Source organism: Haloterrigena salina JCM 13891 (genome assembly GCF_000337495.1).
GTDB classification, from domain to species: Archaea; Halobacteriota; Halobacteria; order Halobacteriales; family Natrialbaceae; genus Haloterrigena; species Haloterrigena salina.
Window position 1 is genome coordinate 241,212 of the sequence record NZ_AOIS01000067.1, and the last position, 25,958, is coordinate 267,169.

Genomic DNA, 25,958 nt, shown 5'->3' on the forward strand with positions numbered 1-25,958 from the left:
GCCGGAAACGTCAGTCCGCACTCGAGTCCGCGTCCCGTGCGGCCACGAGGTCCCCGACGCGCTCGCTCGAGACGGGGTTGGTCGTCTCGGCGCCCTCCTTCAACGCCGTGCCGACGATGACGCCGTCGGCGCCGGCCGCGAAGCAGTCGGCGACGGTGTCGGTCGTGACGCCGCTGCCGACGAAGACGGGCGGTTCGGAGTCGTCACTGCACCGCTCGGACAGCGCGTCGGCGACCCGCTCGACCGCCTCGAGTGCGGTCTCGGCGCCCGTACCGGGCCCGGAGACGATCACGCCGTCAGCCCGGCCGCGCTCGACCGCCTCGAGGGCGGCTCGATCGATCGATCGGTCGCCGACCGGCGTCGCATGTTTGACGTGGACGTCCGCGAGGATGGCCACGTCGGCGTCGATCCGGTCGCGAAGCCGGAGCGTCTCGTGGGCCCGTCCCTCGAGGACGCCCTGATCGGTCGCAGCGGTGCCGACGTGGACGTTGACGCGGACGAAGTCGGCGTCGACGGCCGCGGCGACCGAGAGGGCGGCGTCGGCGTCGTTACGCAGGACGTTGATCCCGACCGGGACGTCTACGGCGTCGGTTACTTCGGTCGCGACGGCGGTCATCTCGGCGACGGTGTGTTTCGGGACGTCGTCGGGGTGAAAGGGCGCGTCGCCGAAGTTCTCGAGGACGAGTCCGTCGATCCCGCCGGCCTCGAGGCGACGGGCGTCCTCGAGGGCGCGCGTGCGGACGGCGTCGCGGTCGCCGTCGCACGCTGGCGTGCCGGGCAGGGGTGGAAGGTGGACCATCCCGATGACGGGTCGATCGGCGTCGAAGCGCGTTCGGAGCGGCGTAACCGTGGGCATAGCGGCGCTGGCACCGCCAGCGAGATAAATCATCGCGGACATCGTCAGCGCGAGCGGAGTCGGCCGCTGACGGAGGGTCAGTCGCTCGTCCTCGAGTGCGACTGCGGTGGCGTCTCCGGAGTTTTGTCGGGATTCCACCGACCCTCGTGTATCAGCTCGTCGCCGTCGATGCGCTCGCGCCAGCCCTCGCGTTGCAGAACCGGTTGTTGCGGAAATCCGTCTTCGGGGTAGCCGACACAGAGGTACGCGACCGGACGGATGTGCGGCGGAACGTCCAGTACGTCGCGGAGTTCGTGGGGGTAGAGAAAGGACACCCATCCGACGCCGACGCCTTCGGCGCGAGCGGCGAGCCAGAGGTTCTGGACGGCCAGACACGTCGAATACACGTCCATCTCCTGCATCGTGTTGCGACCGAGGACGTGGGGCGCGTCGCGGGTCGGGTCACAGGTAACGCAGATATTCACCGGCGCGTCGGTGATCCCCTCGAGCTTCAGCCGACCGAAGTCCGACTTCCGCGGTTCCCGATACCCTTCGCGCGCGGCGGCGATCGCCCGTTCGGCGATCGATGCGATTTCGGCCTTCGTGCCGTCGTCTCGAACGACGACGAAGTCCCAGGGCTGCGAGAAGCCGACGCTGGGTGCGTGGTGTGCAGCGTCCAGCAACCGCGATAACACCGCATCGGGAATCGGCTCCTCGCTGAAGCGTCTGATATCTCGGCGCGCGTAGATGGCTTTGTAAATCGCCTCTCGCTCGCTCGAACTGAATTCAACCATAGTCGCGGTAGTAAAGATGTACTTGTATATCGGTTTTGGGTGTGGGAGCGCGGCGAGCGCAGCGGGCCGGTCGCTTTCCTCCCGCCGAATCGAGTGGCAGAGGGCTTAACTGGGCGACCGGGCTCTCTTCGAGCATGCAGATCGAGGGAACCGCACTCGTCACCGGCGGCTCTGGCGCGGTGGGACACGCGATCGCGGCGGAACTGGCTCGCGCGGGCGCCGATGTCGCGGTCGGCTACCACACCGACGAGGCCGGTGCGGAGCGGACCGCCGACGTCGTCGAGTCCAGCGGGCGAACGGCGACGGTCGTCGGCGGAGACGTCGCCGATATCGACGACGCGAGGGCGCTGGTCGACGGCGCCGCCGAACTGGGTCCGCTGTCGACGGTCGTCAACGCCGCCGGCGTCGTCGCCCCGGGGCCGGCCGAGTCCGCGCCGTCGCGAGTCGGCGATGTCCTCTCGACCAACCTCGAGGGGGCGATCAACGTCGCGGCGGCCGCGGTCGATCCGCTTCGCGAGACCGAGGGGGCGATCGTCAACGTCGGCAGCGTCGCGGCCGAACTCGGAACGGTCGACGTCACGTACGCGGCCTCGAAAGGGGGCCTCGTGGGAGCCACGCGAGCGCTGGCCCGCGAACTCGGGCCCGACGGGATCCGCGTGTCGGCGGTCGCGCCCGGCCCCGTCGACACGCCGATGAACGACGAGATCACCGAATCGTTCGAGGAGCGGCGCTTCCGGGGCCATCACACCGTCGACACGCTCCTCGATCGCTACGAGGCGACGCCGGCGGAGGTCGCCACGGCGGTCCGGTTCCTCGCGGCCCACGAGTTCGTGACGGGAGAGGTGCTCCGCGTCGACGGCGGCATGTCGATCGACTGAGCGGTGCCGGCGGCGCTACGCCGGATCGTAGGTGGTCGTCTCGTAGAGGAACGACGCGAGGTACGTCTCGTGGGTCTCCCGGAGGTCGACGCTCGCGGGATAGCCGCCGCCGTAGACCTTTCTGAACGCGGGCGAACGAACCAGCCGTCGCTCGAGGTCGTCGTCGCCGATCGCGACCGCGAGGTAGGCGCCCTCGAGGCAGTCCGGAAGCGCCGACCGCGCGCGTTCGGTCACGCCGACGAACGGGAACGGGAACTCGGGCACGAGTTCGTCGGTTCGGAGGACTGTCGGTAGCAGTCGGGCGGCGCCGTCTCGCTCGACGAGGCGCGTCTCGCGGTCGGCCGCGGTGACGTCACTTCCGTCGATGGCCGCGATCGCGTCGTCGATTCTGACGGCCGCCTCGCGATCGACGAACGCGGGAACGTCGGTGCGCTCGTCGTGAAGCGGGCCCGCGTCGGCACCGGCCAGCCGATCCGCCACTCCCTCGGCGAGGGCGTCGGGATCGCAGTCCCCGGTCGCGACGATCCGGGTGAGGTTGAAGCAGGCCCGTCCGCCGGCGCGGCGGACGCCGCGGGCCAGCGTGTCCAGTTCCCGATCCGTCGGGTCGCGGCCGAGGACCGCGACGCTCTCCCCGGGTCCGTAGGTCTCGACGGCGTGATCGTCGCGAAACGGCGCGACCGCCTCCGCGCCGCCGAACGCGAGGGCGTGGTCGGCCTCCCGGCAGATCGTCTCGCCGACGGCCCGATCCCCCGGCAGGACGTGGACCGCCGACGGCGGGATCCCGGCGGCGAGCAGCGCTCGAGCCAGCCGGATCGCGGTGAACGGCTCCCGGTCCGAGGGGCGGAGGACGATCGGAATCCGCATCCCGATCGCCAGCGCCGGCCACGCGTAGACGGTGGGGTCGTTGGCCGGCATCGACGCGCCGAGGACCCGCACTCGAGGGGTGAACGCGAGTCCCACGGTCGTCTCCCGCGTGTAGGTCGGGTCGTCGTAGACGTCGAGCTCGCCGGTCGGCGACTGCGCCCGGAGCGACTCGGCGGCGTGTCGGAGCCCGACGGCGAGCCAGTGGGCGCTGGTTCGGACCCAGCCGGCCGGCAGCCCAGTCGCCTCGGTGACGCGTCGGCGGTACGTCTCGAACGGCTCGAGCGGATCGGCGCCGGCTGACGGAGCGCCCTCACCGAGGAACAGCGCGCCCGCGGTCGCGAGGCGATCGAGCAGTTCCGCGATCGGGACGTCAGCGAGTGCGTCGAACCCCTCCTCTCGAGCGGTCGAGAGCGCGTCGCGGACGCGGACGGTCGGCGCTCGCGCCGCCTCGGCGACGGGACCGTCGATCCCCTCGACCGTCGTCGACCGGACCGTCTCCCGCTCGCCGTCGGAGACGACCGGGAGCACGTCAGTACACCCCTTCGACGGCGTCCTCACTCGCCCGGTCGCTCGTGCCCGGCGTGCGGACCCAGTCCCACGGCAGGTCGCCCGCCCCTTCGATCCGGATCGCCGCGTCGCGCTCCGGCAGCAGCGGGAGGAAGAACTCCTCCGTCAGGACGGTGAGTCGCACCGTTCCCCGCTCGCCGTAGGGGACGACCTCGCCGTCGTCGTCGACGATTTCCGGGACGAAATACGGGTAGCAGGGGACGTAATCGAGGTGGTACGCCCGCTCGGACGGCGACCGGAGCGACGGCGGCGCTTCCGGGGCGACGCCCATCAGCGTGTTGCCGTACTCCCCGGCGAGGGCGACGTCCGCGTACCACTCCTCGCGGAAGACGCGGTGGGTGTCCCGGTCGAGCGCGGTGCCGCCGTGGACGATCCCCTCGATCGAGGAGTCGGCGACGAGGTCTCGAACACGTGGCCGCTCGAGCAGGCGCGCCGTCGTGAACAACACCGCGATCGGCTGACTCTCGAGGACGCGCTCGGCTTGCTCGAGGAGGTGGTCGACGTACTCGTCGAACTCGCGGTCGTCGGGTCGCTCGGAGAGGCGCTTGGCCCACCGGGGGTCCATCGTCACGTGGTACGGCAGCGCGTCCCACTCGTGGGCGAGGTGCTGGACGAACGTGCCGGCGTTGTTCGCGCCGCCCGGCGGAGCCAGTCCGAGGACGTTTCCGGTCGGGAACTCCCACTCCGCCAGCAGTCGGGCCGTCCAGCGGGCCTGTTCGCGCCAGTACTCGCGCATGACGACTCGCTTCGGCGCGCCGGTCGTCCCGCCGGTCTCGTAGACGCGCCGATCGCCGTCGAGCGACTGCGGCGCGAACTCCGCGGCGGAGAGCGTTCGGAGGACGTCCTGGTCGAACGGGTCGAAGACGTCCCGGAGGTCCGCGAACGAGTCGACTCGCTCGCGAACGTCGATCCCGCGGTCGTCCTGCCACTCGAGCCAGTAGGGGGTGCCGCCGTCGGGATCGAAGTGGGTCGCGACCACGGTTTCGACCCACTCGTCGAGCGTGGCGTCGGTCGGTGCGTGCGGGTTCGTGTACGTCGTCTCCATCATGATGGTGAGTGTGATCGTCTGTTCGTGACGTGGGGTGGAATCAGGACCTGTTCGCCTCTACGAGCGCGGTCGTCTTCGACTGCCCCGAAAGCAGCGATCCGACGGCAAGGGCGCCGCAGGCGACGAGCAGCGCGGGGACGAACGGGAGGAACGCGAACGACGGCGCGGGGCCGAACTCCGCCGCGACGAAGTACGCCTGACCGCAACACACCGACGCCAGCGCGCCCCACGCGGAGGCCCGCCGCCAGTACAGCGCGCCGAGGAACGCCGGGAGCAACAGCGCGTTCCCCTGGATGAAGTAGACCGCGAGGTCGATGATCGTCCCCTGCTGGACGAGCGCGATCGCAAGCCCGAAGCCTAACAGGACGACCGCGGTCAGCCGGCCGACCCACGTCTCCCTGCCGCTGCTCGCGTCCGGGTTCAGGTGAGCGCGATACAGGTCCCGGGAGACGATCGACGACAGCGTGAGCACGAGGCTGTCGGCCGTGCTCATCATCGCCGCGAGCGCGCCGCCCATGACGACGCCGAAGATCCACGGCGGCGCGTGCGCCGACAGCAGCGCCGGCAGGATCGCGTCCGGGTCCTCGAGGCCGGGCATCGTCGCGGCGCCCCACACGCCGAGGAGGACGGGGACGAGTGCCGCGACGACGACCATCACGGGCCACCAGACGAGCAGCGACCGGAACGCGCGCTCGTCCTCCGCGGCGAGGAACCGCTGGAACATCTGCGGGTAGGCGATCATCGCCATCGCGTTCATCAACAGGAACGAGAGCCACACGCCGGGGGTGAAGAAGCCGAGTTCGCCCGCCGGCGTCAGCAGCTCGGTCTCGCTGGCCAGCTCCGCCGTCACCGCGGCGGGCTCGAGCGCGGGGAGCAGGTAACCGATCGCGCCGCCGAGGAGGACGACGACCGCGATACCCTGCAGGACGTCGGACCAGGCGACGCTCCGAAGGCCGCCGAGCGTGAGGTAGATCCCGGTGACGACGGTGAGCAAGACCGCGCCCTGCGTGAACGTGATCGCGCCGTCGGTGATGGACTCGAACAGCAGGCCGCCGCCAATCGCCTGGATCGCGAGGTACGGAATCGCCCAGACGAACTGCGCGACGAGGACCGCCAGCTTCACCGCGTCGCTGTCGTAGGCCGCGCCGATCAGTTCCGTCGGCGTGAGAAAGCCCCGATCGCGGCCGACCCGCCACACCCGGAGGCCGATCAGCGCGAGCGGGATCCCGGCGACCGCCTCGACGCCGAGGAGCGCGAACCACCCCATCCCGTGCTGGTATCCCCAGCCGGCGCTCCCGAGGAAGATGAAGGCGCTCATCAGCGTCGCGAACATCGTCAGCGGAAAGACGACCCGTCCGAGGGTTCCCCCCGCGAGGAAGTACTCGGCCGGCGTCGTCCCCGTCCGGACGTATCCGTACCAGCCGATCATCAGCGTCGCGACCAGATAGAGGCCGACGATGGCGAGGACCGTTCCGTTCATCGTCCCTCACTCGGCCAGCCGTAGCCGATCCCCGCGATCGCGGCGACGACGACGGTCGCGAGCATCGCGAGCAGCGCCACCGTCGACCAGAGCGGAAACACGCCGACGATCGGTTCGACGGGCGCGTACACCGACGCGGCCATCACCGCAAACAGTCCGCCGAAGACGATCCAGAGACCGCGCTCGAGGCGGCCGTCAGCCGAAGTTCTCATAAGTGGATTGTATAACCGCGTTTGGACGGTTTGAATCTGTTGACCGGCGCGTCGATCGCTCCCGCGGAACGGACGTACGGTAGGCTCGGCCGCGAGACCGGCGAACACGCACTGCGCTCGGACCGCGTCACGGCGATACCCCCTGACGGTACAACCCGGCTCGCGCCGCCGCGCCGCCGGTCCTTCGAAACGGGCAATCCCCGCTCCCTCCGCGGGCGTTTTCCCGTCGCCGTGAGTACTACCGCGCCGATGTCAGAGTTGTTCTCTCCGCTTTCGCTGCGCGATCTCGAGATACCCAACCGACTCGCCGTCTCGCCGATGTGCCAGTACTCCTGTGACACCGACGGCCTCCCGACCGAGTGGCACCGCGTCCACCTCGGGAGCCGGGCCGTCGGCGGGGCCGGCATCGTGATGACCGAAGCGACCGCCGTCGAGCCCCGCGGGCGGATCACGCCCCACGACCTCGGCATCTGGAGCGACGAGCACGCCGAGGCGCTCGAGCCGATCACCCAGTTCATCCGCGAGCAGGGTGGGGTGCCCGGCATCCAGCTCGCCCACGCGGGCCACAAGGCCAGCAAGCGGCGCCCGTGGGACGGCAACGTTCCGATCGCGCCGGACGAGACCGACCCCGACGGCGCGGAAGGCTGGGAAGTGCTCTCGCCGTCGCCCGACGCCTATCCGCCGTTCGACGGCGATCGGCCGGCGATGCGGAAGGCCGATTACGACGACATTCAGACGGTGATCGACGCCTACCGCGAGGCGGCCGAGCGCTCGCTCGCGGCCGGCTTCGAGATCGCCGAAGTGCACGCGGCCCACGGCTACCTGCTCCACGAGTTCCTCTCGCCGGCGACGAACCGCCGCGAGGACGAGTACGGCGGCAGCTTCGAGAACCGCACGCGACTCGTCCGCGAAGTCGTCGAGGCGGTCCGCGAGGTCTGGCCCGACGACAAGCCCGTCTTCGTCCGCATTTCGGGCACCGACTGGCTCGACGACCGCGAGTCCTGGGACATCGACCAGTCCGTCCGGCTGGCTCGTGACTTCGCCCAACTGGGCGTCGATCTGGTCGACGTCAGTTCCGGCGGGCTCCACCCCGATCAGCGGGTACCCGGCGGGCCGAACTTCCAGGTCCCCCTGGCAGAAGCCGTCCGCGAGGGAAGCGACGTCGCCGCCGGCGCCGTCGGCGGCGTCACCGAACCCGCACAGGCCGACGCCGTCGTGCGAAACGGCCGCGCGGACCTCGTCCTCGTCGGCCGGCAGTTCCTCCGAGACCCGTACTTTGGCCTGCGCGCGGCCGGCGAACTCGAGGACGACGCCGCCCCGCACTGGCCCGTCCAGTACCGGCGCGCGGTCCGGTAGTCGACCGGTCTGAGAGCCGTCGCGTTCGCTCCCCGTCGTACCGCGCCCGAACATAGTCGGACGTACTCCCACCCCTCGGGAATATACGTCTCGCTCAATGTCCCCTGGTCGGTACTGTTCGGTGACGCTACCATGACCGAACACACTCGACGGACCGTGCTGAAGGCCGCCGGTGCATCGACGCTCGCCGTCGCCGTTGCCGGCTGTACGGGCGGTGACGACGACAGTGACGACGAGAACGGTGACGAGAGCGGCGACGACACCTACGAGATCGACGCCGGCGAGACCATCATGCTCGAGGGTCAGATAGGCGGCTGGACGGGGCTCCAGCCCGCGGCGATCGAGGACGTCGAGAACCCGACGCTCGTCCTCGAGGCCGACGCCGAGTACGAGATCGGCTGGGAGCCGGGCGACAGCGCGTCGCACAACATCGAGCTCTGGGACGAAAACGAGGAGCTCGTCGACGAAGCGTACAAACTCGAGCTCACCAGCGACCCCGACGAGACCCTCTCGTTTACGGCCAGCGAGGATATCGCGTACTATCGCTGTAACCCCCACAGCAACATGCAGGGGGAGATTCGGGTCGAGTGACGATCTCGACCGCGACGCGTCCGCCTGCCGTCCGCTAGGTTTCGCCGTGATCTGTCGTCGGTCGAATCCCGTTTTCCGACCGTCCGTCGCATCCGTTCTCCGACCGACCGTCGGCCCGCTCGAGCCCGCCGGTTCAGTCCTCGAGCGGCGAGACCGCGCTCCCGCGATCGATCCCGCCGTCGACGGGGAAGCTCTCCTCGCGCGGCGCGTGGACGCGATGCGGGTAGGGGATGTCGATCCCCTCGCGGTCGAACGCCGTCGTTATCGCCTCGATCACGTCCGACTGCGCCTGCAGTCGTCGCCGCATCGTTGGATCGGCGATCCAGACGCGACACTCGAGCAGGATCGCCGACTCGCCGAACTCCGTCGCGATCACCTGCGGGTTCGGCGCGTTCTTGACCGGCTCGAGGTCCTCGGTCGCGTCGACGACGACCGATCGGGCGCGGTCGATATCGGTGTCGTAGTCGATACCGACCTCGACGTCGACGCGGAGTTGGTCGTTCTGCGAGTAGTTGACCAGCTGGCTGTCGGTCACCTCGTCGTTCGGAACGAGGACGTGTTTGTCGTCGAAGGTCTGGATCTTGGTAGTGAAGATGGTGACGTCGGTGACGATCCCGGTGGTCTCGTTGACCTCGATCCAGTCGCCGACGTAGAACGGCCGCGAGAACAGCAGGATGAAGCCGGCGAGCATCGCCGTCAGCGTCTCGCGGGCCGTCAGCGCGACGACCGCCGTGATCGCCCCCGCGCCGATGAAGATGTTCGTTAAGTCGATCCCCCACAGGGTCAGGAGCACCGTGGCGGCGAAGGCGACGATCGCGACGTCGGAGACGTGGTAGGCCACCTCGCTCTGGTGTTTCGTGAGCGCCCGCGTCTGCGCGAGTTTGTCGATCGAGCGGTTGACGAACCGCATCGCGAGGTAGGCGGAGAGGGCGATCGCCAGCGTGACCAGTTGCTGGGCGGCCAGCCACCGGTCGATCATCATCGCTGAAAGGGTGTACTCGAGGACGTACGTGACCCGCCAGATGACGCTGAAGCCGTAGACGCCGCCGGTGACGAGGCCGCCGAGGACGAACACGTAACTCGCCTCGGCGATCTGTCGGCCGCGCCGTCGGCGGGCGAGGTCTCGCACCCGGGAGGCGACGCCGATCCCGACGAGGAGGAGCGCGACGAGGAGTACAGTCGCGAGGAGTCGGACCCCCGGCGAGTCGAGGTACGTTCGCTGCAATTCCGGGATCGGCGACGGTCGAAGGGAAAACACGACCACGAGAAGGACCGAAGCGAACCAGGCCATTCGTCCTCCGTGATAGGAATGCGAGCGCCCTTAACGAACGCCCGGCAATCGCAACCCGTCGTCGCGACCACGTTCACAACTGCCTAAAGCGGTCGTCCGTTCCGATCGGCGATCGGTCGGCCGCTCGAGGCGGGTAGCCGTCGATCGTGCGAGGAAATCGGTCGTCGGTCGATCGGTTTGCGTAGTCAGTCCGCCGAGACGGTCAGTCGTCGATCCACTTGATCGAACAGCCCTGCGACGGCTTCCACTCGAGGTCGACCGACTCGCCGGCCAGCACCGAGTCGATGGCCTCCCGGATCTGGAACCGCGTCGGTTCGTCGTCGGGGTTCAGCGCGTCGTCGAGGCGGCCCTGATAGACCAGTTGGAACGCCTCGTCGGCGTTGGACCACGCGAAGAGGAACGGGTCCGGCGTACAGACCGCGCCGTACGCTCGAGCGACGGTCTGGCTCTCGTCGCGCAGATAGGCGTCGTACTGGATCCGTCCCGAAGAGACGTAGTCCCGCATCTTCTCAAGCGAGTCGTCGGGGTACTCCTCGGCGTCGTTGGGGTTGATGCCGACGACGGCGACGTCGTCGTACTCGTCGGCCAGCTCGTTCAGCAGGTCGAACTTCGCCTTCGCGTAGGGACAGTGGTTGCAGGTGAAGACGACCAGCAGCGCCTCGTTGTCGGCGAACTCCTCGAGCGCGTGCGTCTCGCCGTCGGCGCCCTCGAGTTCGAAGTCAGGCGCCGGATCGCCGGCCTCGAGTTCGGTGTCGGACTCTTTCAGTACCATATCTGATAGTTCGGTTTCCCGGCCCTTAACGGTCCCGTTCGTCGCAATCCGCGAGACTGGAAGCCCGGCGGTGGTCGGCAGCCAGTGATCGGCCTCGTCTCGAGGAGCGACCGGGTCGGCGGCCCCTCCGTTCGGCGCGCTCGAGGCGCGAACCGATCACGACGACTCACATATTTGTACCCCCGGCCGCATCGACTGCATATGCAAACGCTCGAGGTCACCGACGAACAGTACGCGGTCATCCAGCAGCTTCGCGAGGAAATCTCCGAACAGGTCGTCGGCAAGTACGGCTTCGTCCGCGAACGCGACGCGGTCCAGTTCCTGATCGACAATCTCGAGGGCTACCCGGACCTCGACGTCGATATCGATACGGAACTGGACTCCTCGGCGACCGACGACGTCGCCGCCTCGGTCGGCGCCGCCATCGACGGCGAGTCGGCTTCGGACGACCTCGAGGCGGTCTCCTACATCGAAGACGACTCCGTCGACGGCGACGACGGGACGGCGGTCGATGCCGCGACGGACGCGGAGGTCATCGATCCCGATTCCGAGCCAGAGCCGGAGCCCGACGCCGAGAGCGAAGACGAAACGGTCGACTCGAGCGACGAGGACGCCGAAAGCGAGAGCGACACCGCCGACGCGACGGACGCTGACGACGGCGACGACGCGAATGACGACTCGAGCGACGGCGACGGCTCGGCCGACGACGACGACATGCTCGATGAGATGATGAGCCTGCTCGAGACCCACGATGACAAGTGGGCGGAATCGAACGCCGCGGACTACCGCTACGAGGTCGAACTGCCGGACGGCACGACCGAGCAGGTCCAGACGAAAGACGACGTGCGGGCGCTCCTGTTCAAAAATTACCGCTAGGATAATACTACCGGGAATCTGTCGTCGGCCGTGACCCTCCGTGATCCGCGTCCCGCCGACGATTGAACTTCGGATCCGCCGCCCCTACTCAGTTCTCATGACTAACCCGCCGTGCGGATAGTCTCCGCCGCTTACGACGTAACTTATGGTAGTAGTCGGTGTTCGTTCGAACGGATCTCTATGGACCGAGTATACCAGTTTCAGTTGGAGGAGGATATCACCTGTCCCGCTTGCAACCGACGCGTCCCGATGCACTCGCGAATCTGTCCCGAGTGCGAAACCGCGCTCCACTAGGTCGCCGATCGAACCGCCGCTCCGGTGAGCGAACAACGTTAGAACTTTACTCGCGGTCGCGCTTCGCGTTGGTATGAGTGAACGCGAGGTGCTCGAGTTGCTTCGTGAGAACGCGCGGTACTCGACGGCCGATATCGCGCGAATGACCGACCTCGAGGAGGACGAGGTCGAAGCAGCCATCGAGGAACTCGAGGCAACGGGCGTCGTCTGCGGCTATCAGGCGGTCGTCGACTGGGACAAGCTCGAGGACGAGCGCGTCCGCGCCGAGGTCGAGTTGAACGTGCGCCTCGACCGCGAGACGGGCTACGACGACATCTCCCAGCGCCTCGCACGGTTCCCGCAGGTCAAAGCGCTGCGGCTGGTCAGCGGCGACTACGACTTCGACATGGAGGTCGAGGGCGACTCCATCCGCGAGGTCTCGCAGTTCATCAGCGAGAAGGTCGCGCCCGTCCCCGAGATCACCCAGACGGTCACCCACTACGTGATGACCTCCTACAAGGAGAACGGGATCGAACTCGGGGACGGCGAAGACGACGAGCGACTCTCGTTTTCACCCTGACCATGACGTTCGAACTGTCCGATCGCGTCCAGACGGTGCCGCCCTCGGGGATCCGGCGGTTCTTCGAGATCGCCGAGGAGCGCGACGACGTCATCTCGCTGGGCGTCGGCGAACCCGACTTCGCGACGCCGTGGGCGGCCCGCGACGCCGCGATCACGTCCTTGGAGCAGGGGAAGACCTCCTACACGGCAAACCGCGGCCGGCGCGACCTCCGGGAAGCCATCGCCGACTACGTCGCCGACCGGTTCGATCTGGGCTACGATCCCGACGAGGAGATCATCGTCACCGCCGGGGCCAGCGAGGCCGTCGACCTGGCCTTCCGGGCGTTCGTCGACCCCGGCGACACGGTCGCCATCGCCCAGCCGTCGTACATCTCCTACGAACCCGGCGTGATTTTCGCCGGCGGCGAGGTGCTTCCCGTGTCGACCGACGAGGAGGACGACTTCCGGCTCACCGTCGAGGGGCTCGAGGAAGCGGGCGCCGACGAGGCCGACATGCTCGTCCTCTGTTATCCGAACAATCCGACGGGCGCGATCATGCCCGCGGAGGACCTCGAGCCGATCGCCGAGTTCGCCCGCGAGCACGACTTGATGGTCCTCTCGGACGAGATCTACGCCGAACTCACCTACGACGGGGAGCACACCTCGATCGCGACCTTCGAGGGGATGCGTGAGCGCACCATCGTCTTCAACGGCTTCTCGAAGGCCCACGCGATGACCGGCCTCCGGCTGGGCTACGCGCTCGGCCCCGCCGACGCCATCGCCGCGATGAACAAGATCCACCAGTACACGATGCTCTCGGCGCCGACAACGGCCCAGTACGCCGCTCTCGAGGCCTTGGATTCCTGCGAGAGCGACGTCCGAGAGATGGTGAGCCAGTACGACCGCCGCCGACAGTTCGTCCTCTCGCGGTTCCGCGAGATCGGGATGGACGTCTTCGAGGCCAAGGGCGCCTTCTACTGCTTCCCCGAAGTGCCCGAGGGCTTCACCGCCGAGGAGTTCGCCGAGGAAGTCCTCCGCGAGCAGGGCGTCGCCGTCGTCCCCGGCGACGTCTTCGGCGCCGGCGGCGACGGCCACCTGCGGATCTCCTACGCGACCGGCCTCGAGGACCTCCGTGAAGCGCTGGCTCGCATCGAGGCGTTCGTCGACGACCACGCCTGAGACGGGCGACGCCGGTTCGATCGCCCGCTATCGGTCCCGCTCGGGGCCTGCGCGGTACCCGACCACGCTGTCGGCTACCCATTCGGTAGCTTCTTACTCCGCGACTAGTTACTATCCCATCATGAGTCCGTTGTCGCGCCGCGAAGTGTATCTGTACTACGTTTCGATGGCCGTCTGCGGTGGCTCTCTCGGCCTCATCGGGCTCTCCGGACTGCTCTCGGGCGGCCTCGGCGTCGTCCCGGTCCTGCTGACGATCGGCGGCCTCGGAATGGTCGCCGGATCGGTTTTCGAGGCGCTCTCGGGGGCGCCGAAGGAATCGGTTCCGGATCGGCGACTGCTCTGGCTCACCGTCGCTGGCGCGGCCCTCGCGATCGTCGGTGGCGTACTGATCGTGCTTGACTGACGGACGGTCCGGTGAACGCGCCTCGAGTCGCTACGCGGCGATTCGAGATCACGAAGGGTTTTCTGGGTCGCCCTCGCTCACGTTCGCATGGTCGACTACCGTCCCATCCCGGACGAACGGGACGTCTTCCACGAGTACCGTAGCTACGCGTTCAGCCCGGAAGAGGGCCTCCCGGCGTACGATCCGGACGAACACGAGACGCCGCGGGCGACGCTCGGCTCCCGGCGCGGCCTCTACGCGAGCGAGGCGGCCGACGACGCCGATCCCCGCTGCGTCTGTCGGCACTACTGGCTCGAGTCGCACGTCCGCGGCGACCGCCACCGGACCGCCGGGCTGGCGTCGGTCTCGACGCCCCCCGAGTACCGCCGGCGCGGTCACGTCCGGCAGTTGCTCGCCCGCTCGCTGGCGGAGTACCGCGACCGCGACGTCCGCTTTTCGGTGCTGTGGCCGTTCCGCTACCGCTTTTATCGGCAGTACGGTTGGGACACCGCTAACCGGGTCCGAACCCACGAGTTCGAGCCGTCGCTGCTGTCGGTCGCGACCGGTGAGACGGCCGATGGCGGACGGTTCCGTCGTCTCGAGGCCGACGAGTACGGCCACCTCGAGTCGGTCTACGCGACCCACGCGAACCGGTACGGGCTGGCCCTCGAGCGCGACGCGGACTGGTGGCGCTACCGGATCTTCGACGGCAGCGACCGCGATCCGTTCGTCTACGCGTACGAGCGCGACGGCGACGTCGCAGGGTATCTCGTCTACGCGATGGAGGGCGGACAGGGCGACCGGCGGATGGACGTCTCCGAACTCGTCTTCGCCGACCGCGAGGCCCTGCTGTCGCTGCTGGCGTTTTGCTACAGACACGAGTCGCAGGTCCAGCGCGTCCGCTTCGAACTCCCCGCGGACGTCCCGATTCGCGATCTCGTCCGTGACCCCGACGAGGTCGAGACGACGGTCTCGGACGGCCCGATGGTCCGCATCGTCGACGTCGCGGAGACGCTGTCCGCACTGTCCTATCCCGACCGCGACGCCAGTCTGACGATCGCCGTCGAGGACCCGCTGGTCGACTGGAACGACGGGACGTTCACCCTCGAGGTGACCGACGAAACCGCGACGTGCGAGCGCGTCGGCGACGGCACCGACGCGGCCGACGTCCGCCTCGAGATTAGCGCGCTCTCCCAAATCGTCGTCGGCACCCGGTCGGTACGGGATCTCGAGCGAACGGGCCGACTCGCGGTCGGCGATTCGGCGGCGCCCGAGGCGTTCGAGACGCTCGCAGCGCTGTTCCCCGAGACCGACGTCTACCTCGGCGAATTCTTCTGAAGACGGGTCGCCGCCGACTCGTCGGTCCCGCGCGGTCGTCGGCTGATCGTGCGGTCGGACGGCCGAAGGTCGCCGGCGGCCGCCATCGGCGACCGTCGCCCATCCCCGCGCCGTCGCGTCCACACTGAAGTACTCGAGCGCATATGCTCGACTATGGTTCGCGTGCTGTCGGACGACGACGTCGCGTCGGTCCTCGACCTCGAGGAACTGCTGCCGGTCGTGGCCGACGCCTTCGAGAAGCAACGCGCGGGCGACGTCGAGCGGCCCGAGCGACCCCACTACCCGATCGGAACGGGGCTCGACCCGGACGCTCCCGACGACCCCGCCGGAACCGGACTCTGCATGCCGGCGTACGTCCACGGCGCCGACTACGCCGCGACGAAACTCGCGACCGTCGTCGAGGACAACCCCGAGCGCGGACTGCCGACGGTCACGGCCCAGATCGAGGTGATCGACGCCGAGACTGGCCAATCCGTCGGCTATCTCGCCGGGAAGCGAGTCACCGGCGCTCGGACGGGCTGTATCGGCGGGCTGGCCGCCCGCGAACTCGCCGTCGACGGCTCGCTCGAGGTGGCGGTCGTCGGCGCCGGTACCCAGGCCCGCTGGCAGACGCGAGCCATCGCCGCCGCGGTCGGCGTCGACCGATTCGAGTCGATCCGGGTCACCTCGCCGAGCGACTCCCGGATCGACTGCGCCCGGGACCTCGAGGCGGAACTGGGCGTCCCGGCGGCGCCGGTCGAGAGCCCGCGGGAGGCCGTGACGGACGCCGACGTCGTCGTCACGGCGACGACGAGTACCGAGCCGGTCTTCCCGGGCGGAACCCTCGCCGACGGAGCGCTCGTGATCGCCGTGGGCGCGTACACACCCGAGATGCGCGAACTGGACGACGAGACGATCGACCGCGCGGCTCGCGTCTTCGCCGACGTTCCCGACGAAGCCCGCGAAACGGGCGACCTGCGCGGGCACGAGGGGCTCGACGTTCGCCCGTTCGGGGACGTACTGGCCGGCGACGACGGCCGCGAGTCGGCGGCGGAGATCGTCGTCCTCGAGAGCGTCGGGACGGCGGTTCTCGACGCTGCGACCGCCGAATTCGTCTTTGACCGGGCCGTCGATCGCGGCCTCGGAACGACGGTTTCGCTGTACGAGCGGGAGTAACGTGCCGTTGTTCGGCCACGACACTGAAATACGCGGTCCGCAAAGAGGGAACAACTGGCTGTCGATGATCGCAACGAGGAAGCGGGTCGATCGTCCCGCAGTGGGGGATGTCATCGCGCCGGCACCGACCGGCGCGGGGGGTGACCAGCCGTGACGCTGCGATCCGTCCCGATCGTCGACCGAGTGACCGACGCCTTCTTCGCGCTCGATACGGACTTTCGCTTCACGTACGTAAACGAGCGCGCCGAGACGCTGCTGAAACGCTCTCGCGAGGAGCTGATCGGACGGGTCATGTGGGACGAGTTCCCCCAGACCGTCGAGACGCAGTTCCCCGACGGCTTCCACCGCGCGATGGACGAACAGGTCCCCGTCTCCTTCGAGATCTACCACGCGCAACTCGAGACCTGGTTCGAGGCGCGGGCCTACCCCTCCGAGAGCGGCCTCTCGGTCTACATGCGCGACGTCACCGACCGGAAGGTCCAGGAGACCACCCTGGCCCAACACGCCGCCGTCGTCGAGGCCGTCAACGACGCCGTCGTCACCCTCGATCGGACCCGAGAGATCGTCACCGTCAACGACGCCACCGAGACGGCCCTCGGCATCGACCGGTCGGAACTCGTCGGCGAACACGTCGAACGGCTCATCGACCGCGCGGGGATCACCGCCGAGGACGCCGTCGAGATCGGTCGAGCGATCACCGATATCGACATCGGCAGCGCGGTCGAGCGGACCGTCGAGGTGCCGTATATCGACGCCGACGGCGTCGATCGGATCGGCGAGTTCCGCTTCGTCCCGATCGAAGACGACGTCGCGACCGTCGCCGCCGTGATCCGCGACGTCACCGACCGCCGCGAGTACGAGCGCGTCGTCACGTCGCTCCACGAGGTGACCCGCTGGCTGCTCGAGTCCGACGATCCCGAGGAGATCTGCGCGATCGCGGTCCACTCCGGGAGCGATCTGCTCGAACTGCCGATCAGCGGCGTCTGGCTGTTAGAAGAGGAGAAGGGCTATCTCGAACCCGTCGCCGGGACCGCAGGGGCCCACGACGAGTTCGGCGGCCTCCCTCGCTTCAATCCGGGCGAGGGGCTCGTCTGGGACGTCTTCGAGTCCGGCGAGGTCGAGCGGTTCGACGACCTCCGGGAGGTTGAGGACATCTACAACCCGGAGACGCCGATCCGGTCGGAGATCATCGCGCCGATCGGCACCCACGGCGTTCTCATGACCGGGTCGCTCGATCCCCACCGCTTCGACGAGACCGACGTCGACCTCATCTCGACGCTCGTCGAGAACACTCGGGCGGCCCTCGACCGGGCCGACCGGGAGCAGGTCCTCCGGGAGCGGACCGCCGAACTCGAGCGCCAGACCGAACGCCTCGAGTCGGTCGCGAACGTCCTCTCGAGCGATCTGAAAGCCCAGCTGTCGACCGTCGCCGACGCCCTCGAGAGCGACGGCGCCGCCCGCGCCGGCGCCGGCGGTGAGACTCACGAGGAGTGGGAGTTCCCGCTCGCGGAGGACTCCGTCGAAGCGACGCTCGATCGGGCCGAACGGCTCGTCGACGACATCCGCGAGTTCGCACGCAACGCCTCGACCGTCGGCACCCGAAGCCGGATTTCCCTCGAGTCGGCGATCGACGAGGCGCTAGAGCGCTCCCGACTCGATTACGACTCGGTCGTCGTCGAGGAGCCGGCGACGCTGCGGGCCGACGCCGACCGGTTCGTCCACCTCCTCGAGACGGCGTTCGATGACGCCGCGGCCCGCGCCGACAGCGAGGTGACGATCCAGGTGGGGTTCGTCGGCTTCGAGAACGGGGAGCGTTCCCGCGGGTTCTTCCTGCTCGACGACGCCGCCGAGATCCCGCCGACCGCTCACGAGAGGGTCCTCGATCCGACGGCCGAGACCGACGACGGGGTCGCGGCCGACGGGCTGGGGCTGGCCCTCGTCCGGGCAATTGCCGAAGCCCACGACTGGGAGCTGTCGGTCGACAACGGCGAGAACGGCGGCACGCGACTCGAGATCCGGGACGTGACGACCCTCGAGCGCGACGCCTAATCGGTCCGACTCCCGAAGACGCGTACTCAGTCCGATTCTTGGAGGATCGAATCCCGCGTGATGTCCTGACAGAGCTGTCGATACCCGTTCTGCTCGAGCAGTTCCTCCATCGTGTCGTTGACCTGGACGCGAAGCACCGCGAGTCGATCCCGGAGCCGCGCGTACTCCTGGCTGGATTTGAGCTCGGCGTCGGTCTTCTGGGCGTCCAACAGCGCCTTCTTCGAGGCGAGCGCGAAGAACTCCTGCAGTTGTTCGTCGTAGCTCGCACGGAGGGTGAGCTGATCGACGATCCGCCGGAGTTCGTCCTTCGAGACGGGTTTGACCAGGTAATCGTCGAAGCCCATCTCGATGATGTCGAAGTCCGGTTCGACGGCCGTGACCATCGCGACCCGGCAGTCGAGCCCGCGGTCGCGGATCGTCGTGAGGATCGTATCGCCGGACAGTCCCGGCATCCGCCGGTCGAGAAGGACGATGTCGACCGTCTCGTCGATGGCGTCGAGCGCGGTCTCGCCGTCGTAGGCCGTCTCGAGGTCACAGGTGTCGCCGAGCCACGCGGCGTAGAGATTCGCGAGATCTGGCTCGTCTTCGACGATCAGGACGGACGGGGTATCAGTGGCCATTGACGGGTCCTCCGGTAGCGATTCGTGGAAGCAATTGTACCGGGAGTATATCAAGATACCGGCAGACCGCAGGAACGGCGCGACTTCCGATCGGACCCGACAGGATCGAGACGACCCGCTTACTCGAGTTCGCGCTCGATCGTCTCGCGTCGCTCGCGGATCGCGGCCGCGTCGGTCGCGATCGTTCGGTTGCCGACCGTCACCTCGAGGCGGCCGTCGTCGGTCGCCGAGCCGAGTTCGACGACGGGCGCGACGCCGTCGAACGCCTCGCGGACCGCGTCGGGCGAGTCGGTCTGGATCAGGGCGCGCCCGGGCTGTTCGTGGAACAGCGCCGCCGCGGCGACCGTCTCGTCGGCCGACTCGGAAACGGGGAGCGAGACCTCGAGGCCGGCGTCGTCGGAGACCATCTCCGCGAGGGCGACCGCGAGGCCGCCGTGGCTGACGTCGTGGACCGCGCGGGTGGCGTCGTCGTCGGCCACGGCGGCGAGCGTCTCGATCAGGGCTGCGGGGTCGTCCGGGAGCGCGGGGAACCGATCGCTGCCGTCGAACTGCGCGAGGTACTCGGAGCCGCCGAGGCGGGCCTCGCCCTCGAGGCCGAGGTCGCCGACGAGCAGGAGGGTCGCGCCGTCGTCAGCGTCGGCCGTGACCGACAGCGGCGGCGCGTCGTAGCCGTCTTTCGTCCCGACCAGCGCGAGCGTCGGCGTCGGCGGGATCGGCCCCGCCACGGAGTCGTTGTACAGCGAGACGTTCCCGCCGACGACCGGCGCCGACAGACTCTCGCACATCTCGGCGAGGCCGTCGACGATTCCGGTGAAGCCGCCGTAGACGTCGGGCTTCTCGGGGTTGCCGCCGTTCAGGCAGTCGACGGCCGCGAGGGGCGTCGCGCCCTTGGCCGCGACGTTCGTCGCGTTCTCGAGGGCCACCGCGCGAGCGCCCTCGTAGGGCGCGACGTCGGTCCAGTTCGGCGCCGCGCCGGACGAGATGGCGAGTCCCTGCTCGGCTTCCCGAACCGCGATGATCGCCGCGTCGTCGCCCGGCCCGACGCTCGTGCGGACACCGACCTCGTGGTCGTACTGCCGGTAGACCCACCGCTTCGAGGCGGTGTTCGGACTCGAGACGACGGCGTCGAAAACGTCTTCGAGGTCGACCTCGGGGAGGTCGGTTTCGGGCTGTTCGGGCACCTCGCTGGGGAGGTCGTTCATCGGCGCGCCCTCGCCGAGGAAGTAGGCGTCGACGTCGACGACGGTCTCGCCCTCGAACGTGCAGGTGTAGTTGCCCTCGGTGACCTCGCCGATCACGGAGCAGCCGAGATCGAACCGCTCGGCGATCTCCGCTACGCGGTCGACGTTCTCCGGTTCGACCTCGTAGCACATCCGCTCCTGGGACTCGGCGAGCAGGATCTCGAGGGCGTTCATGTTCGGTTCGCGCTGGTGGACCCGCTCGAGTTCGATCTCGGCGCCGAGGCCGCCCTTGGCGACGAGTTCGCTCGAGGCTCCGCCGAGACCGGCGGCGCCGAGGTCGCGGGCCGACTCGATCAGGCCCTCGTCGACGAGTTGCTCGTTGGCCTCGATGAGCAGTTTCTCGGTGTAGGGGTCGCCGACCTGCACGGCGGGTCGGTCCTCCGTCTCGGCGTCCTCCGCGAGGTCCTCGCTGGCGAAGGAGGCGCCGCCGAGTCCGTCGCGGCCAGTGCCGTTCCCGACGAGGACGAGTTTGTTGCCCGGCTCTTGGGCCTCGGCGGTGACGAGTCGCTCCTCGTTCGTGAGGCCGACGCAGGCGACGTTCACCAGCGGGTTGCCCTCGTAGTCGGGGTGGAAGTCGACGCTCCCCGCGACGGTGGGGACACCGATGCAGTTCCCGTAGTGGCTGATCCCCTCGACGACGCCCTCGAGGAGGTACCGCGAGTGATCGGCGTCGAACTCGCCGAAGTACAGCGAGTCCGCCAGCGCGATCGGGTAGGCGCCCATCGAGAGCGTGTCCCGGACGATCCCGCCGACGCCCGTCGCGGCGCCGTCGAACGGGTCGACGTAGGAGGGGTGGTTGTGGCTCTCGATACCTATCGTGATGTAGGTCCCATCGTCGAGCGCGACGACCGCCGCGTCGTCGCCCGGCCCGACGACGACCTGCTCGCCCTCGCTGTCGAACGCGGAGAGAAGAGGTCGCGAGGAGCGGTACGCGCAGTGTTCGCTCCAGAGGTTCTCGAACAGCGCCGCCTCGGCCGGAGTGGGATCCCGGTCCAGTTCCTCGACGACGAGTTCGCGGTCCGAATCGGCAAGACTCATTCACGTCAGTGATGGAAGTCGGGGAGTAAAGGGGTTTCCATATACACGTTCGTGCATCGATTCGGCCGCGGGCGCGAGCGAGACCGAGCGACCGACGGGCGTCGACTCGCCTCGAGCCGCCGAATCGCGCCGCTCGCGGATGGAGAAACCGATTTATGGCTCCCTCGCTACGATTGACGACATGAGCGATTCGGACGGGCAGGTCGAGCCCCGAGACACGCGGGACGTGATCATGGAGGCCACCTTTCGGGCGCTGAGCGAGCACGGCTACTCGGACCTGCGAGTCCGCGATATCGGCGAGGAGATGGACCTCTCGCGGCAGGTGATCCACTACCACTACGACGGGAAGTACGACCTCCTGTCGTCGTTTCTCGAATACGTCATCGACCAGTACGAGGGGAGCGTCGAGGTCGACGCCGACGCGGACCCTCGGTCGGAACTCGAGACGCGGATCGACCGCTGTCTGTTCGGGCCGGAGTTCGACGACTTCACCCACTGGGACCGGATGAAGGTGTACCACGAACTGTACGCCCACGCCCAGAACGACGAGGAACACCGGGAGCTGTTCAACGAGCACTACGCCCGGCTCCGCGGGAGTATCGTAACGGTCATCGAAGACGGCATCGAGCAGGGCGTGTTCCGGGAGGTGGACGCAGAACTGATGGGACAGCACATCACCGACAGCATTCACGCGGCGCGAGAACGGCGGCTCTCGCTCGGGCACGAGGACGCACCCGAAGAAGCGCGCCGGGCCATCCGCGAGTTCATCCTCGACTCGCTGTATCTCGAGTCATAACAGTAGTCGGTAGCGCAATTTTTTATTTGGAGATGCGGTCGAAACTGAATTGGACGATTCGGTAACTACAGATGCGAACTTACCGCTGAAAATTCTACCAGTTACAATAGGTGTTCTCGCTGCCGTGCAAGATACAGGGCGCGTATCTCGTACAGGGGTTTCGTAAAAAACTGGGTGGTCAGCTTGCTCAATACAGCAATAAAACACCTCAGAACCCGGGTTGTTCGAGAAACGTTTTCTACACTATACCGAACTCATGGGGATAATCAGTTAGGTTCTCGTAGCTTGTCTCGGTCACCTCGACGAGTTCCTCGAGGTGGACACCGCCGGTTCCTTGTTCATAGTCCCGGTTCGACCGTGACGACGTGACCGGGCTAGAGTTCTCCACCGTCCCAGATGAGTTTGGGTTACTCGTAGATGTCGCGCCCTCGATGACCTTCTCCAGCTGCTGGCGCAGCTGCGCTTCGTCGTCCACGCTCCACCACCACGGCACGTCCACGTTGTTCGCCTTCCGGTACTCCGACTGGAGCACGAACGGTGTCACGAGTTCGAGGATAAACGCCTCGCCGTCTTCGAGATGTGAGTAGTCTAGAGGTCTCATATCTTGCATTCACCCGTGTTCTGTGGTGAGATCTGCTGTGTGAATCTGGATGGCACTCTTTTTGACGGTCAATTAGTGCAGTTGCAAAGAGCTGCCTTCCACAAGCTTCGCACTCATGCTTGTCCCGCCAGTCTCCTGGCTCTCTTGATACTATGGCGCATGGGTAAGAAATATTTGATGTACCCTTTAGATATCAGTCATGCCTGAGTTCCTTACTCCTCCCCCTGTCGAACCTGGTGATCAGGTCGCGGTTGTCGCACCGGCATCAAACGCACCCGAGTCTGCGCGGTTCATCTACGAACTCGGTCTTGAACGAATGCGCGAGGTTTTCGACCTTGATCCGGTTGAGTATCCGACCGCGACCGCCGACCCGGAGTGGCTTGCGGACAATCCAGAGGCACGCGCCGAAGAGGTTATGAATGCCTTCCGCGACTCCGACATCTCGGCCGTGATCGCTAATATCGGAGGCCACGACCAGATCACGATCCTCCCGTATCTCGATGGCGACGTACTCCGCGAACACCCGACGCGATTCTATGGTTACTCAGACAACACGAACCTAGCCCTGTTTCTCTGGAATCACGGAATCGTTTCGTACTACGGTGGATCGACACTACTTGAATACGCGATGGATGGCAAGATGTTTGACTACACCGAAGAGTACCTACGGCGTGCGCTCTTTGAGGATTCTATCGGTGAGTGGACCGAAGCAGAGGTTTTCACTGATGAGGCCGGTGACTGGGAAGATCCAGAGTCAGTCAAAACCACGCGCGAGATCGAACAATCTGATGGCCGAATTTGGCGTGGTGGTGAAGAGACTGTTTCGGGTCAAATCTGGGGCGGTTGCTATGCAGTCCTCGTTGAGCAGTTCCTCGCCGACCGCTACCTGCCTGATCCTGACACACTGAATGGCACTGTTCTTGCGTTAGAGACGAGTGAACTCATCCCTGACCCAGCTGTCATCGGTGCGAATCTCCGGGCACTCGGCGAACGCGGTCTTCTCGAACGATTCGACGGTGTGCTTGTCGGACGCGCCGCCGCACGCTCACACGCTAAAGAAAACCCTCGAGAATGGCGAGTGGAGTATCGAGAGCGCCAGCGCGACACGATTGCTGACGTGTTCGAAACGTACAATCCGAACGCACCCATTGTCTTCAATTGTGAGTTCGGTCACACGTATCCGACGTGTCCCATTCCAATCGGCGGTGAGGTCGAAATAGAACCCTCAACCAAATCCATTCGCTTTCCATAATTTCACGGCAGGTTAGAATCTTGTCGGCCACTCGCTTGCTAACAGTGGGAGTTTCGATAGCTAATAGGCACGAGATGACAACAGCACTTAGATACCAGACAGATCCTCTATATTCAGCAGGCCATTTCTGACGCCTATCCGAGAGATTCGTAGCGGCTCCGGTAACGTCTCGGCCTATACTGAACACGAGTTTCGCGGAAATCTTTGGATAACGAAACCGATCATCAACTACTGATAGCGCTACGGGAGTCGGTCATCAAAAAACGGGGTCTCGAGAAATCAGCGCCCGGTGATCGGTCGTCGCGGCGTCGTCTTACAGTTCCGGCACGTCCGACGGCATGTCGAAGTCGTGGTAGTACTCGCCTTTCTCCTTCGAGAGGATATCGAGGACGGCGGCGGCACCGTCGCCGGCCGCGATGACCGCTTGCCACTTCTCCGCGCGGCCCATCGCGCCGGTCGCGTACACGTTCTCGACGGAGGTCTCCATGTCGAGGGTCACGTCGACGACCTCCTCGTCGGTGAACTCGCAGCCGAGATCCTCGGCGAGGCTCCGGTCGCCGCCGGTCGCGAGGACGACGTACGCCGCGGTGTACTCGTCTTCCTCGGTCCGCACGACGAACCCGTCGTCGGTCTCCTCGACGGCGGTCACTTCGTCCTCGTGCAGCGTCGCGCCGCGGTCGCGGGCCTGGCCGCGGGAGAGTTCGAGGTACTCGTCGCCGCTGATGCTGCGAACCGCGGGGTAGTTGAAGAGGTGCGCCTTGTGCATCCACGACTCGTCCGTGTCGAAGACGATCGTCTCGAGGTCGTTTTTCGCTGCGTACAGTGCGGCGCTCAGGCCGGCGGGACCGCCGCCGACGATAGCTACGTCTGCCATATTCGATGAAACTCACCGCTCGAAGAAGTATTTTACCATTTGGTAAAACTGGTCGGGCCGGCGGCTCAGAGGACGAACGGGCCCTGCTGCCGGATCGATTCGCCGTGGGGCTGTCCCGAAACGGCGACGACGCGCAGCGTCTCGTCGCTCCGCAGTTCGACGTCTCGAGCGTCGGTGACCGGGAGCACGTCGCCCTCGGCGAACGCTGCCCCGTCGACCGTTCCCTCGCCGGCGACGCCGTAGAGGAATCCGGACCAGCCGTCGGGGACGGTCCACGTCCACGCGTCGGCGACCGAGACGTCCAGATACTCCATCGGCGTGCGGAGGTCGATCGGCGAGCCGTCGCCGACGACCGTCGTGATCGTCGTTCCGTCCTCGACGCTCGTCGGGAGTTCCTCGGCCGTCGCGTCGACGTAGTCCGGTTCGATATCCTTCTCCTCCCGCGGCAGATTCACCCACAGCTGGAGCCCGCTACAGCCCTGCCCGTCCGCGGGGAACTCGGAGTGGCGGATGCCGCCGCCGGCCGTGATGCGCATCGCGTCGTTCTCGTAAGCGGTGTTCGCGACGCCGAGCGAGTCCTCGTGTTCCATCCCGCCGTCGATCATGTACGAGACGATCTCGAACCCGCGGTGGGGGTGCATCGGGAACCCCTCGTCGGGGTCGATGTAGAACCGTTCGAACAACACGAACGGGTCCAGGTTGGACGGGTAGCTGTTCGTCGGGAACGCGCGGTTCGAATTCACGCCCGTCCCGTGGCGGACGACTTCCCCGGAAATCGGGCCGTCTGGCGTTCCGTGGGACTTGGGTGAGGCCATACCTGTCATTCGTTTACCGGCCGGTAAAACCTGTCGGAGGAGGGGGTTTGCTGCGAGCGCACTCGAGTCGCACCCGCCGAGAACGGGATCGCTCCTGAATCGATACTGACTCCACTCGCGTACGGAACGGTCCGCACTGTTCGGGGACGCAACTCGCACGATCGGTAGGCTGGTCGATCATTGACCGGTCGGCAGAAGTGACGCTCTCGCTCGAAACGCT

At 67.1% G+C, this 25,958-nt stretch carries 25 protein-coding genes; 12 read left to right on the top strand and 13 right to left on the bottom strand.

What is annotated here, in order from left to right; all coding sequences use genetic code 11:
- Window positions 1–10: 10 nt before the first annotated feature.
- Together C477_RS21965 and bluB are read right to left on the bottom strand one after the other, a co-directional pair.
- Complete coding sequence (locus C477_RS21965) at window positions 11–856, bottom strand: BtpA/SgcQ family protein (RefSeq protein ID WP_049914793.1); 846 nt, start codon at window positions 854–856, stop codon at window positions 11–13.
- Between the two features lie 77 nt (window positions 857–933).
- Entirely contained in the window at window positions 934–1,629 is a 696-nt protein-coding gene (bluB, locus tag C477_RS21970) for a 5,6-dimethylbenzimidazole synthase (protein WP_008896778.1), read from the bottom strand.
- 134 nt (window positions 1,630–1,763) lie between these two features.
- Here bluB and C477_RS21975 point away from each other — a divergent pair, with 134 nt between their 5' ends.
- A complete protein-coding gene (locus tag C477_RS21975; RefSeq protein WP_008896779.1) occupies window positions 1,764–2,507 on the top strand; it encodes an SDR family NAD(P)-dependent oxidoreductase in 744 nt (247 codons plus the stop codon).
- A 15-nt stretch (window positions 2,508–2,522) separates the two neighbouring features.
- Here C477_RS21975 and C477_RS21980 read toward each other — a convergent pair whose 3' ends face one another.
- The 4 genes from C477_RS21980 to C477_RS21995 are packed head-to-tail and all read right to left on the bottom strand — an operon-like array spanning window position 2,523 to window position 6,678.
- Entirely contained in the window at window positions 2,523–3,929 is a 1,407-nt protein-coding gene (locus C477_RS21980) for an aldehyde dehydrogenase family protein (protein ID WP_239641917.1), read from the bottom strand.
- Complete coding sequence (locus C477_RS21985) at window positions 3,901–4,986, bottom strand: phenylacetate--CoA ligase family protein (protein WP_049914764.1); 1,086 nt, start codon at window positions 4,984–4,986, stop codon at window positions 3,901–3,903. The genes C477_RS21980 and C477_RS21985 overlap by 29 nt, the downstream gene beginning before the upstream one ends.
- Window positions 4,987–5,026: 40 nt before the next feature.
- Window positions 5,027–6,466: a sodium:solute symporter family protein gene (locus C477_RS21990; RefSeq protein WP_008896782.1), complete on the bottom strand. Its 1,440-nt coding sequence runs from the start codon at window positions 6,464–6,466 to the stop codon at window positions 5,027–5,029.
- The gene (locus C477_RS21995) at window positions 6,463–6,678 is read right to left on the bottom strand and encodes a hypothetical protein (RefSeq protein ID WP_008896783.1); all 216 of its coding nucleotides are present in this window, start codon (window positions 6,676–6,678) and stop codon (window positions 6,463–6,465) included. Before C477_RS21995 ends, C477_RS21990 begins: the two co-directional genes overlap by 4 nt.
- 249 nt (window positions 6,679–6,927) lie before the next feature.
- Here C477_RS21995 and C477_RS22000 point away from each other — a divergent pair, with 249 nt between their 5' ends.
- Both C477_RS22000 and C477_RS22005 read left to right on the top strand, forming a co-directional pair.
- Complete coding sequence (locus C477_RS22000) at window positions 6,928–8,034, top strand: NADH:flavin oxidoreductase/NADH oxidase (protein ID WP_049914795.1); 1,107 nt, start codon at window positions 6,928–6,930, stop codon at window positions 8,032–8,034.
- Window positions 8,035–8,166: 132 nt separating this feature from the next.
- The gene (locus C477_RS22005) at window positions 8,167–8,625 is read left to right on the top strand and encodes a cupredoxin domain-containing protein (RefSeq protein WP_008896785.1); all 459 of its coding nucleotides are present in this window, start codon (window positions 8,167–8,169) and stop codon (window positions 8,623–8,625) included.
- A gap of 133 nt (window positions 8,626–8,758) precedes the next feature.
- Here C477_RS22005 and C477_RS22010 read toward each other — a convergent pair whose 3' ends face one another.
- Both C477_RS22010 and C477_RS22015 read right to left on the bottom strand, forming a co-directional pair.
- Complete coding sequence (locus tag C477_RS22010) at window positions 8,759–9,916, bottom strand: mechanosensitive ion channel family protein (RefSeq protein WP_008896786.1); 1,158 nt, start codon at window positions 9,914–9,916, stop codon at window positions 8,759–8,761.
- 202 nt (window positions 9,917–10,118) lie between these two features.
- The gene (locus C477_RS22015) at window positions 10,119–10,688 is read right to left on the bottom strand and encodes a thioredoxin family protein (RefSeq protein WP_008896787.1); all 570 of its coding nucleotides are present in this window, start codon (window positions 10,686–10,688) and stop codon (window positions 10,119–10,121) included.
- A 201-nt stretch (window positions 10,689–10,889) separates the two neighbouring features.
- Between C477_RS22015 and C477_RS22020 the strand changes: the two genes are divergently transcribed.
- The 7 genes from C477_RS22020 to C477_RS22050 all read left to right on the top strand — a co-directional run bounded on the left by C477_RS22020 (window position 10,890) and on the right by C477_RS22050 (window position 18,501).
- Complete coding sequence (locus tag C477_RS22020; protein ID WP_008896788.1) at window positions 10,890–11,564, top strand: hypothetical protein; 675 nt, start codon at window positions 10,890–10,892, stop codon at window positions 11,562–11,564.
- 367 nt (window positions 11,565–11,931) lie between these two features.
- The gene (locus tag C477_RS22025) at window positions 11,932–12,417 is read left to right on the top strand and encodes an Lrp/AsnC family transcriptional regulator (protein ID WP_008896789.1); all 486 of its coding nucleotides are present in this window, start codon (window positions 11,932–11,934) and stop codon (window positions 12,415–12,417) included.
- Between the two features lie 2 nt (window positions 12,418–12,419).
- On the top strand, window positions 12,420–13,577 hold the full coding sequence (locus tag C477_RS22030; protein WP_008896790.1) for a pyridoxal phosphate-dependent aminotransferase: 1,158 nt from the start codon (window positions 12,420–12,422) through the stop codon (window positions 13,575–13,577).
- Between the two features lie 121 nt (window positions 13,578–13,698).
- Entirely contained in the window at window positions 13,699–13,980 is a 282-nt protein-coding gene (locus C477_RS22035; RefSeq protein ID WP_049914766.1) for a hypothetical protein, read from the top strand.
- A gap of 87 nt (window positions 13,981–14,067) precedes the next feature.
- On the top strand, window positions 14,068–15,297 hold the full coding sequence (locus C477_RS22040; RefSeq protein ID WP_008896792.1) for a GNAT family N-acetyltransferase: 1,230 nt from the start codon (window positions 14,068–14,070) through the stop codon (window positions 15,295–15,297).
- A 153-nt stretch (window positions 15,298–15,450) separates the two neighbouring features.
- Complete coding sequence (locus tag C477_RS22045) at window positions 15,451–16,452, top strand: ornithine cyclodeaminase family protein (protein ID WP_008896793.1); 1,002 nt, start codon at window positions 15,451–15,453, stop codon at window positions 16,450–16,452.
- 150 nt (window positions 16,453–16,602) lie between these two features.
- A complete protein-coding gene (locus tag C477_RS22050; RefSeq protein WP_008896794.1) occupies window positions 16,603–18,501 on the top strand; it encodes a PAS domain-containing protein in 1,899 nt (632 codons plus the stop codon).
- 26 nt (window positions 18,502–18,527) lie between these two features.
- Here the strand turns inward: C477_RS22050 and C477_RS22055 are convergent, their stop codons facing one another.
- Both C477_RS22055 and purL read right to left on the bottom strand, forming a co-directional pair.
- Window positions 18,528–19,121 carry a HalX domain-containing protein gene (locus tag C477_RS22055; RefSeq protein WP_008896795.1) on the bottom strand — a complete coding sequence of 198 codons (594 nt, stop codon included), beginning with the start codon at window positions 19,119–19,121 and terminating at the stop codon, window positions 18,528–18,530.
- Between the two features lie 119 nt (window positions 19,122–19,240).
- Window positions 19,241–21,400, bottom strand: a complete 2,160-nt coding sequence (gene purL / locus C477_RS22060) for a phosphoribosylformylglycinamidine synthase subunit PurL (protein WP_008896796.1) — start codon at window positions 21,398–21,400, stop codon at window positions 19,241–19,243.
- A 181-nt stretch (window positions 21,401–21,581) separates the two neighbouring features.
- Here purL and C477_RS22065 point away from each other — a divergent pair, with 181 nt between their 5' ends.
- Window positions 21,582–22,196 (top strand): TetR/AcrR family transcriptional regulator, encoded by a 615-nt coding sequence (locus C477_RS22065; protein WP_008896797.1) that lies wholly within the window; start codon window positions 21,582–21,584, stop codon window positions 22,194–22,196.
- A 238-nt stretch (window positions 22,197–22,434) separates the two neighbouring features.
- On the opposite strand, the gene C477_RS23310 is transcribed toward C477_RS22065, so the two are convergent.
- A complete protein-coding gene (locus tag C477_RS23310) occupies window positions 22,435–22,797 on the bottom strand; it encodes a hypothetical protein (RefSeq protein ID WP_152423377.1) in 363 nt (120 codons plus the stop codon).
- Window positions 22,798–22,996: 199 nt separating this feature from the next.
- Here C477_RS23310 and C477_RS22075 point away from each other — a divergent pair, with 199 nt between their 5' ends.
- On the top strand, window positions 22,997–24,049 hold the full coding sequence (locus tag C477_RS22075; protein WP_049914767.1) for a S66 family peptidase: 1,053 nt from the start codon (window positions 22,997–22,999) through the stop codon (window positions 24,047–24,049).
- Window positions 24,050–24,362: 313 nt separating this feature from the next.
- On the opposite strand, the gene C477_RS22080 is transcribed toward C477_RS22075, so the two are convergent.
- Both C477_RS22080 and C477_RS22085 read right to left on the bottom strand, forming a co-directional pair.
- Window positions 24,363–24,923: an NAD(P)/FAD-dependent oxidoreductase gene (locus tag C477_RS22080; protein WP_008896800.1), complete on the bottom strand. Its 561-nt coding sequence runs from the start codon at window positions 24,921–24,923 to the stop codon at window positions 24,363–24,365.
- A gap of 65 nt (window positions 24,924–24,988) precedes the next feature.
- Window positions 24,989–25,738: a pirin family protein gene (locus tag C477_RS22085; RefSeq protein WP_008896801.1), complete on the bottom strand. Its 750-nt coding sequence runs from the start codon at window positions 25,736–25,738 to the stop codon at window positions 24,989–24,991.
- Window positions 25,739–25,958: the final 220 nt, after the last annotated feature.

Bases quoted from the DNA above. Each gene is read 5' to 3' on its own strand.
- C477_RS21965 (WP_049914793.1), bottom strand. From the start codon at position 856: ATGCCCACGGTTACGCCGCTCCGAACGCGCTTCGACGCCGATCGACCC.
- bluB (WP_008896778.1), bottom strand. From the start codon at position 1,629: ATGGTTGAATTCAGTTCGAGCGAGCGAGAGGCGATTTACAAAGCCATC.
- C477_RS21975 (WP_008896779.1), top strand. From the start codon at position 1,764: ATGCAGATCGAGGGAACCGCACTCGTCACCGGCGGCTCTGGCGCGGTG.
- C477_RS21985 (WP_049914764.1), bottom strand. From the start codon at position 4,986: ATGATGGAGACGACGTACACGAACCCGCACGCACCGACCGACGCCACG.
- C477_RS21990 (WP_008896782.1), bottom strand. From the start codon at position 6,466: ATGAACGGAACGGTCCTCGCCATCGTCGGCCTCTATCTGGTCGCGACG.
- C477_RS21995 (WP_008896783.1), bottom strand. From the start codon at position 6,678: ATGAGAACTTCGGCTGACGGCCGCCTCGAGCGCGGTCTCTGGATCGTC.
- C477_RS22000 (WP_049914795.1), top strand. From the start codon at position 6,928: ATGTCAGAGTTGTTCTCTCCGCTTTCGCTGCGCGATCTCGAGATACCC.
- C477_RS22005 (WP_008896785.1), top strand. From the start codon at position 8,167: ATGACCGAACACACTCGACGGACCGTGCTGAAGGCCGCCGGTGCATCG.
- C477_RS22010 (WP_008896786.1), bottom strand. From the start codon at position 9,916: ATGGCCTGGTTCGCTTCGGTCCTTCTCGTGGTCGTGTTTTCCCTTCGA.
- C477_RS22015 (WP_008896787.1), bottom strand. From the start codon at position 10,688: ATGGTACTGAAAGAGTCCGACACCGAACTCGAGGCCGGCGATCCGGCG.
- C477_RS22020 (WP_008896788.1), top strand. From the start codon at position 10,890: ATGCAAACGCTCGAGGTCACCGACGAACAGTACGCGGTCATCCAGCAG.
- C477_RS22025 (WP_008896789.1), top strand. From the start codon at position 11,932: ATGAGTGAACGCGAGGTGCTCGAGTTGCTTCGTGAGAACGCGCGGTAC.
- C477_RS22030 (WP_008896790.1), top strand. From the start codon at position 12,420: ATGACGTTCGAACTGTCCGATCGCGTCCAGACGGTGCCGCCCTCGGGG.
- C477_RS22035 (WP_049914766.1), top strand. From the start codon at position 13,699: ATGAGTCCGTTGTCGCGCCGCGAAGTGTATCTGTACTACGTTTCGATG.
- C477_RS22040 (WP_008896792.1), top strand. From the start codon at position 14,068: ATGGTCGACTACCGTCCCATCCCGGACGAACGGGACGTCTTCCACGAG.
- C477_RS22045 (WP_008896793.1), top strand. From the start codon at position 15,451: ATGGTTCGCGTGCTGTCGGACGACGACGTCGCGTCGGTCCTCGACCTC.
- C477_RS22055 (WP_008896795.1), bottom strand. From the start codon at position 19,121: ATGGCCACTGATACCCCGTCCGTCCTGATCGTCGAAGACGAGCCAGAT.
- purL (WP_008896796.1), bottom strand. From the start codon at position 21,400: ATGAGTCTTGCCGATTCGGACCGCGAACTCGTCGTCGAGGAACTGGAC.
- C477_RS22065 (WP_008896797.1), top strand. From the start codon at position 21,582: ATGAGCGATTCGGACGGGCAGGTCGAGCCCCGAGACACGCGGGACGTG.
- C477_RS23310 (WP_152423377.1), bottom strand. From the start codon at position 22,797: ATGAGACCTCTAGACTACTCACATCTCGAAGACGGCGAGGCGTTTATC.
- C477_RS22075 (WP_049914767.1), top strand. From the start codon at position 22,997: ATGCCTGAGTTCCTTACTCCTCCCCCTGTCGAACCTGGTGATCAGGTC.
- C477_RS22080 (WP_008896800.1), bottom strand. From the start codon at position 24,923: ATGGCAGACGTAGCTATCGTCGGCGGCGGTCCCGCCGGCCTGAGCGCC.
- C477_RS22085 (WP_008896801.1), bottom strand. From the start codon at position 25,738: ATGGCCTCACCCAAGTCCCACGGAACGCCAGACGGCCCGATTTCCGGG.